We start from the raw sequence: 308 nt of genomic DNA, 5'->3' as shown, positions 1-308 counted from the left end.
ATACCGCGAGACCCACGCTCACCGGCTCCAGATTTATCAGCAATAAACCAGCCAGCCGGAAGGGCCGAGCGCAGAAGTGGTCCTGCAACTTTATCCGCCTCCATCCAGTCTATTAATTGTTGCCGGGAAGCTAGAGTAAGTAGTTCGCCAGTTAATAGTTTGCGCAACGTTGTTGCCATTGCTACAGGCATCGTGGTGTCACGCTCGTCGTTTGGTATGGCTTCATTCAGCTCCGGTTCCCAACGATCAAGGCGAGTTACATGATCCCCCATGTTGTGCAAAAAAGCGGTTAGCTCCTTCGGTCCTCC

The 308-nt window shown here is 52.6% G+C and carries 1 protein-coding gene; it reads right to left on the bottom strand.

The features are described 5' to 3' along the window. A partial coding sequence (locus ACQP60_RS20910) for a serine hydrolase (RefSeq protein WP_429736576.1) occupies positions 1 to 308 on the bottom strand: 308 nt, incomplete at both ends.

It is taken from the genome of Isoptericola variabilis (genome assembly GCF_050311655.1).
GTDB lineage: Bacteria > Actinomycetota > Actinomycetes > Actinomycetales > Cellulomonadaceae > Isoptericola > Isoptericola variabilis.
This window is presented reverse-complemented; position numbering and strand designations above follow the sequence as displayed.